General features: G+C 59.8%; 7 protein-coding genes. 2 read left to right on the top strand and 5 right to left on the bottom strand.

The annotated features are described in order from the left end of the window. The first annotated feature begins 363 nt into the window (after positions 1–363). The gene (gene purH / locus GJV78_RS19815; RefSeq protein ID WP_155109928.1) at positions 364–1,953 is read left to right on the top strand and encodes a bifunctional phosphoribosylaminoimidazolecarboxamide formyltransferase/IMP cyclohydrolase; all 1,590 of its coding nucleotides are present in this window, start codon (positions 364–366) and stop codon (positions 1,951–1,953) included. Between the two features lie 11 nt (positions 1,954–1,964). After that, a complete protein-coding gene (purD, locus tag GJV78_RS19810) occupies positions 1,965–3,254 on the top strand; it encodes a phosphoribosylamine--glycine ligase (protein WP_155109927.1) in 1,290 nt (429 codons plus the stop codon). 83 nt (positions 3,255–3,337) lie between these two features. Here purD and GJV78_RS19805 read toward each other — a convergent pair whose 3' ends face one another. The 5 genes from GJV78_RS19805 to hemE form a co-directional block, all read right to left on the bottom strand. Then, positions 3,338–4,030: a DUF1481 domain-containing protein gene (locus tag GJV78_RS19805; protein WP_167519669.1), complete on the bottom strand. Its 693-nt coding sequence runs from the start codon at positions 4,028–4,030 to the stop codon at positions 3,338–3,340. Positions 4,031–4,042: 12 nt separating this feature from the next. Further along, positions 4,043–4,315, bottom strand: a complete 273-nt coding sequence (hupA, locus tag GJV78_RS19800) for a nucleoid-associated protein HU-alpha (RefSeq protein WP_001044509.1) — start codon at positions 4,313–4,315, stop codon at positions 4,043–4,045. A gap of 186 nt (positions 4,316–4,501) precedes the next feature. Further along, positions 4,502–5,092 (bottom strand): YjaG family protein, encoded by a 591-nt coding sequence (locus tag GJV78_RS19795; RefSeq protein WP_155109926.1) that lies wholly within the window; start codon positions 5,090–5,092, stop codon positions 4,502–4,504. A 41-nt stretch (positions 5,093–5,133) separates the two neighbouring features. Beyond that, positions 5,134–5,805, bottom strand: a complete 672-nt coding sequence (nfi, locus tag GJV78_RS19790; RefSeq protein ID WP_155109925.1) for a deoxyribonuclease V — start codon at positions 5,803–5,805, stop codon at positions 5,134–5,136. Positions 5,806–5,814: 9 nt separating this feature from the next. Then, entirely contained in the window at positions 5,815–6,879 is a 1,065-nt protein-coding gene (gene hemE / locus GJV78_RS19785) for a uroporphyrinogen decarboxylase (RefSeq protein WP_155109924.1), read from the bottom strand. Positions 6,880–7,059 lie beyond the last annotated feature (180 nt).

Below are 7,059 nucleotides of genomic sequence, written 5' to 3'. Positions count from 1 at the left end.
TGATTCACATCCGCCGTGTCGATGGAGGCGCATTATAGGGAGTTCTCTGACGCCCGCAATAGAAAAATTACAGAAAGTTGATCGACTGCTGCTTTCCCCAGCAAAACCCCGCCTTATACCTTGTTACACACAGAGTTATCCACATCAGCATCCCTTCATCGTCGCCATTCCTCTGGTAATAAAGGCAATAGCGCACACAAAAAACCACGACCGCTCGCGAGAAGAAAAATTCGCGAGCGCTACGCAAACGTTTTCGTTACAATGCCCGGCAAAACAAAGATGCCCGATAAGGGGCGTTAGCTGAGCTTTTCACGAAAAATTCAGCTAACGCTCTCTGCAATCGTCAAATCCAGGGGATTTACCATGCAACAACATCGCCCAGTCCGCCGCGCTCTGCTCAGTGTTTCTGACAAGGCCGGTATCGTCGAATTCGCCCAAGCCCTTTCCGCCCGCGGCGTGGAGCTGCTCTCTACGGGAGGCACCGCCCGCCTGCTAGCCGAAAAGGGTCTGCCGGTGACCGAAGTTTCCGATTACACCGGTTTCCCGGAAATGATGGATGGACGTGTAAAGACCCTGCATCCGAAAGTACACGGCGGCATTCTCGGCCGCCGCGGTCAGGATGACGGGATTATGGAACAGCACGGCATCGCTCCCATCGATATGGTGGTAGTGAACCTCTATCCGTTTGCGCAGACCGTGGCCCGCGAAGGCTGCTCGCTGGAGGATGCGGTAGAGAATATTGATATCGGCGGCCCGACGATGGTGCGCTCCGCGGCAAAAAATCACAAGGACGTCGCCATCGTGGTTAAGAGCAGCGACTACCAGGCCATTATCAGTGAGATGGACCATAATGACGGTTCGCTGACCCTCGCTACCCGTTTTGATCTCGCCATTAAGGCGTTTGAGCACACCGCCGCCTACGACGGCATGATTGCCAACTACTTCGGCAGCATGGTGCCGGCCTACCACGGCGACGGCAAAGAGGCCGCCGGGCGCTTCCCGCGCACGCTGAACCTGAACTTTATTAAGAAGCAGGATATGCGCTACGGCGAGAACAGCCACCAGCAGGCCGCCTTCTATATAGAAGAAGAGGTAAAAGAAGCGTCCGTCGCCACCGCACAGCAGGTGCAGGGCAAAGCGCTTTCTTATAACAACATTGCCGATACCGATGCCGCGCTGGAGTGCGTAAAAGAGTTCAGCGAACCGGCCTGCGTTATCGTGAAGCACGCCAACCCGTGCGGCGTGGCGGTCAGCACCACGATTCTCGACGCCTACGATCGTGCGTATAAAACCGACCCGACCTCCGCCTTCGGCGGCATTATCGCTTTTAACCGCGAACTGGATGCCGAAACGGCGCAGGCGATTATCTCCCGCCAGTTTGTGGAGGTGATCATCGCCCCGTCCGCCACGGAAGAAGCCTTGAAAATCACTGCCGCCAAGCAGAACGTTCGCGTACTGGTCTGCGGCCAGTGGGCCGAGCGCGTGCCGGGTCTGGACTTCAAGCGCGTTAACGGCGGCCTGCTGGTTCAGGATCGGGATCTGGGTATGGTTACCGCAGACGAGCTGCGCGTCGTCACACAGCGCCAGCCAACGGAACAGGAGCTGCGCGACGCGCTGTTCTGCTGGAAGGTGGCGAAATTCGTGAAGTCCAACGCCATTGTCTACGCCAAAGAAAATATGACCATCGGCATCGGCGCGGGCCAGATGAGCCGCGTTTACTCCGCAAAAATTGCCGGGATTAAGGCAGGCGATGAAGGGCTGGAGGTGAAAGGCTCCGCGATGGCCTCTGACGCCTTCTTTCCGTTCCGCGACGGGATTGACGCCGCCGCCGCCGTTGGCGTGAGCTGCGTGATCCAGCCCGGCGGCTCCATCCGCGACGATGAGGTCATTGCCGCCGCCAACGAACACGGCATTGCGATGATCTTCACCGGTATGCGTCACTTCCGCCACTAATGGAGCAAACGATGAAAGTATTAGTCATTGGCAACGGCGGTCGCGAGCACGCCCTGGCCTGGAAAGCGGCGCAGTCGCCGAAGGTGGAAACCGTTTTTGTCGCGCCGGGCAACGCCGGCACCGCGCTGGAGCCAACGTTGCAAAACGTCGCCATCAGCGCCACCGATATTCAGGGCCTGCTCAACTTTGCCCGTAGCGAAGGGATCGATCTGACTATCGTGGGGCCGGAAGCGCCACTGGTAGCGGGCATCGTCGATACTTTTCGCGCCGCCGGGCTGAAGATTTTCGGGCCAACCAAAAGCGCGGCGCAGTTGGAAGGCTCTAAGGCGTTCACCAAGGATTTCCTTGCCCGCCATCGGATCCCAACGGCGGAGTACCAGAACTTTACCGAAATAGCCCCCGCGCTGGCGTATCTGCGGGAGAAAGGCGCGCCGATCATCATTAAGGCCGACGGCCTGGCGGCGGGTAAAGGCGTGATCGTGGCGATGACGCTGGCAGAAGCCGAAGCCGCCGTCCAGGATATGCTGGCGGGCAACGCCTTTGGCGACGCGGGCCATCGCATTGTGATCGAAGAGTACCTCGACGGCGAAGAGGCCAGCTTTATCGTGATGGTCGACGGCGAGCACGTGCTGCCGATGGCGACCAGCCAGGATCATAAGCGCGTCGGCGACGGCGACTGCGGGCCAAACACCGGCGGCATGGGTGCCTACTCCCCGGCTCCGGTGGTCACCGACGAGGTGCATCAGCGCACCATGGAACGCATTATCTGGCCAACCGTAAAAGGCATGGCGGCGGAAGGCAACACCTATACCGGCTTCCTGTATGCCGGGCTGATGATCGATAAGCAGGGCAACCCGAAGGTTATCGAGTTTAACTGCCGCTTTGGCGATCCGGAGACTCAGCCGATCGTGCTGCGCATGAAGTCTGACCTGGTCGAACTTTGCCTGGCCGCCTGCGAAGGCGCGCTTGACGAACAGAAATCAGAATGGGACGAACGCGCCTCGCTGGGCGTGGTCATGGCGGCGGGCGGCTATCCGGGCGACTATCGCACGGGCGATACCCTTCACGGCCTGCCGCCGGAAGAGGCGGCGGACGGCAAAGTATTCCACGCCGGAACCCGGCTGGCGGATAACCAGCAGGTGGTGACCAGCGGCGGACGGGTGCTGTGCGTCACCGCGCTGGGCCATACCGTTGCCGAAGCGCAGCAGCGCGCCTACGCCTTAATGAGCGACATCCGCTGGGAGGGCTGCTTCTACCGCCGGGACATCGGCTGGCGCGCCATTGAGCGCGAACGGCGCTAAGGCCCAATCGTAACAGCGCCTGACGGACGGGCGGCTCCGGTATCGGGGCCGCCCGTTTTTGTCATTCGTTCGGCATCACGCGCTCAGAAGGTTTTGGCGGTTGGCTGCCAGTGGCAGAAGTCAGAATTAGCCACCAGCAAAAGCTGAGAGCTTTCAGGAGCCTCCAGCCACGCCACGCTTACGTCAGAAGAGGAGCGGCTCTGGCGGCTCAGAATATGATTGATCGCCCAGGGTTCGAGATCGGGCTTAACCACCTCGCCTTCGCAGGTGGTAACCGTGCGATTGGCATGCCAGCGGCCCTGGCGTAGGATCACTCGCCCAAGGCGCAGAGCGTCGCTTACCTGGCGGATCTGTCCGGCGCGATAGCGGTACAGGGCGATGCGATCGTCGGAGAGCGGCTCCTTCTGCCCCTCAACCTCGCGCTGCATAAAGCTTGGTTCGCCGCGATCGTCAAAACGGACGCGAACGTGTTCCGGCGGTTTGCCGTAAATTTTCAGTTCAATCAGCGAGAGCGTCTCACCCTGCCAGCGGTATTCGCTGGTGGTGGTTTCGCCGTCACGCCAGGGGCTAAAGACCGAGAGCAGACGCACGCCGTCGGAAGCGTCTTTGCGCCAGATGCGAATCACGCCCCGATCGTCCACAAAGCCGCTGGCGGTGAAGGGCGGTAAGCCAGAACGGCTGCCGCAGGCCGTAAGCAGCAGCACGCCCGTGAACAGCAGCGTACGACGCCAGACAGACAAAAGGGGCGAAACCGCCCCTTCGTTAAAACTGTTCACGGCCACGCGGTCTTATTTAACTGCGTCTTTCAGCGCTTTACCAGAAACAAATGCCGGTACGTTAGCTGCGGCGATTTTGATCTCTTTACCGGTCTGCGGGTTGCGGCCAGTGCGCTCAGCGCGGTGGTTCACTTTGAAGGTGCCGAAACCAACCAGTTGCACAGCATCGCCTTCTTTCAGAGACTCAGTAATTGCAGCCAGAGTGGATTCCAGAGCAGCTTTAGCCTGAGTTTTAGACAGTTCTGCCTTGTCTGCAATTACATCAATCAGTTGAGTCTTGTTCATAAGTTATCCTTACAATGTGTTTATCGCTTGCTAAGCATCGAGTGCGACGGAAATGCCTTAAAAGCACTCTCCTGCATACACGCACCGATAGCCACTTTTTTTCGCCCCCCAAATGTAGACCAGACGGGGGGCGGAAGGGAAGACTCCAGGCATGACAATTCAGACGTTAAACCACGATTTCTGGTCTCATTGCTGAAAAAGTATACCGATATTGCTCTCACCGGCCTCGCGCAGGTCCGCACGCAGTCCTTTTATCAGCTCAATATCGCGCTCTTCGCAGTCGGCTAACAGCCGGAATATTTCCCACTGAATATCCCACTCCTGCTCAACGGCGGGGTTTTCCTTTAGCTCTTCGTCACTCATTTCGCGCCCCGCCTGGGTCATTTCCAGCATCGCCACCGTGGTGATGGAGGTCTTGCTGACCTCAACGGCGTGCGCCAGCGTTTCGCCGCTCAGGCGCGAATGCAGCAGCTCGCTTAACGCGACGCAGGCGTCGATGGCCGGATAGACGCCGTACAGATCATAGTCCGCTGCCGCGGGGATCGCCTCTTCAAACTTCTCCAGTTGGCTGTCGAAGTTAACCTTCGCATCTTTGACCGTCAGCGTTTCCCAGATCAGATCCAGAATCCGACGATAGAGCTGGCCGTCGCCAAAGCCGGTCTGCCCGCAGAACATGGCATAGTTCGGATACATGCGCTCGCACAGACAGGCCATAAAGGTAACGTGCTGCCAGCTTTCCAGCCGCTCCAGCCGCAGATGAATGGGGTTTTGTAACATGTTGAGTTCTCGAATCGGAAATTAGCGGCAGTGTACCTGAATTAGCGCTGGATTTCCTGCCAGCGCGTAAACGCCGGACGCCCGGAAGCCACCGCATCCGCCCAGCGCGTCGGCTCCGGCAGACGATACCCTCCCATACAGCGCTGCACCCACGCCAGGGCGCTGTCGACGCTGACCCGGTGGCCGGTGGCGATAAACAGCGGGTTGCAGCGCGCCTTGCTGCGCCAGACCCACGCCAGCTGTTCACCTTTGTCCATCAGCGGTGCCAGAGCGCCTGGCTCGGCGGAAAGCGGTGCAAACTTCCCGCACAGCCGCTTTTTCGCCACGCCGATCGTCGGCACATCCACCAGCAGCCCGAAGTGGCTGGCCACGCCGAGACGGCGCGGATGGGAAATACCGTGGCCGTCGACAAACAGCAGGTCCGGCTTTTGCGGCAGCTGCTCCCACGCCGCCAGCAGCGCCGGATATTCACGAAACGAGAGAAAACCGGGGATGTAGGGCATGGTGGTGGCAATCCGCGCGACGCGGTACTCAACCAGCTCCAGGGAGGGGTATTTCAGCAGCACCATCGCGGCGCGCGTCACTTCGCCGCCCTGCTCGAATCCCACGTCCGCTCCGCCGATCAGCGTCGGCGGGTCGCGGTCCAGGCGATCCTCGCGGATCACCGATGAGGCAAGTTCAAGCTGTTGAGCGCGTAGCGACGCGAGATCCATTGTGACTCCTTAGCAGTGGTATGGCGCGGACAGCCGGTGCACCGCCTCCACAAATGCGCCAGCGTGCTCTGGTGGCACATCCTGGTGGATGCCGTGTCCGAGGTTAAAGACGTGTCCCTCGCCCTGGCCGAAAGCAGAAAGTATAGTCGCCACTTCCTCTTCAATGCGTGCGGGAGGCGCATAGAGCATCGACGGATCCATATTGCCCTGCAGGGCGACCTTATGGCCCACCCGGCGGCGCGCATCGGCGATATCGGTGGTCCAGTCAAGGCCCAGCGCATCGCAGCCGGTTGCCGCCATCGCCTCCAGCCACTGTCCGCCGCCTTTGGTGAACAGGGTAACCGGCACCCGGCGGCCGTCGTTCTCCCGCTGCAGGCCGTCGACGATTTTATGCATGTAGTCCAGGGAGAAATGCTGATAGTCGCGGCCGGTGAGCACGCCGCCCCAGGTATCGAAAACCATCACCGACTGAGCACCGGCTCTGATTTGCGCGTTCAGATAGAGCGTGACGCTTTGCGCCAGCTTATCGAGCAGCGCGTGCAGGGTATGCGGCTCGGCGTACATCATCTTTTTAATCACGGTGAAGGCTTTGCTGCTGCCGCCTTCCACCATATAGGTCGCCAGCGTCCAGGGGCTGCCAGAGAAGCCGATCAGCGGCGCTTCGCCCTTCAGCTCGCGGCGGATAGTGCGCACCGCGTTCATCACATAGCCCAGTTCATCTTCCGGGTCAGGGATCGGCAGCCTGTCGACGTCGGCCCTGCAGGCGATGGGCGTGGTGAAACGCGGACCTTCGCCCGTTTCAAAATAGAGCCCCAGCCCCATCGCATCCGGGATGGTCAGGATATCTGAAAAGAGGATCGCCGCATCAAGCGGATAGCGACGCAGCGGCTGCAGAGTGACTTCACAGGCCAGCTCGGCGTTTTTGCACAGTGACATAAAATCGCCGGCCTCGGCGCGGGTGGCTTTATACTCCGGCAGATAGCGTCCCGCCTGGCGCATCATCCACACCGGGGTCACATCAACGGGCTGGCGCAGCAGCGCGCGCAGATAGCGATCGTTTTTCAGTTCGGTCATTTTTTTAGCAGTTCCTTATTGCGTCAGGCCGACAGTTTATACGCAAAATCATTGAAAGTGGATCGAGGCGGCAATTGAGTGGAAAACCGGGCGCTTACGCACGCCAGCCGCCGGGATGAGCGGCGACTCCGTCAGAGACGGATTTGAACGTCGCAACGCGGCGGAGCCGGGTAGCCCGCA

This window comes from Intestinirhabdus alba, from assembly GCF_009711095.1.
GTDB classification, from domain to species: domain Bacteria; phylum Pseudomonadota; class Gammaproteobacteria; order Enterobacterales; family Enterobacteriaceae; genus Intestinirhabdus; species Intestinirhabdus alba.
Note: the sequence above shows the minus strand (reverse complement) of the source record. Positions and strands in the feature narration are given on the sequence as shown.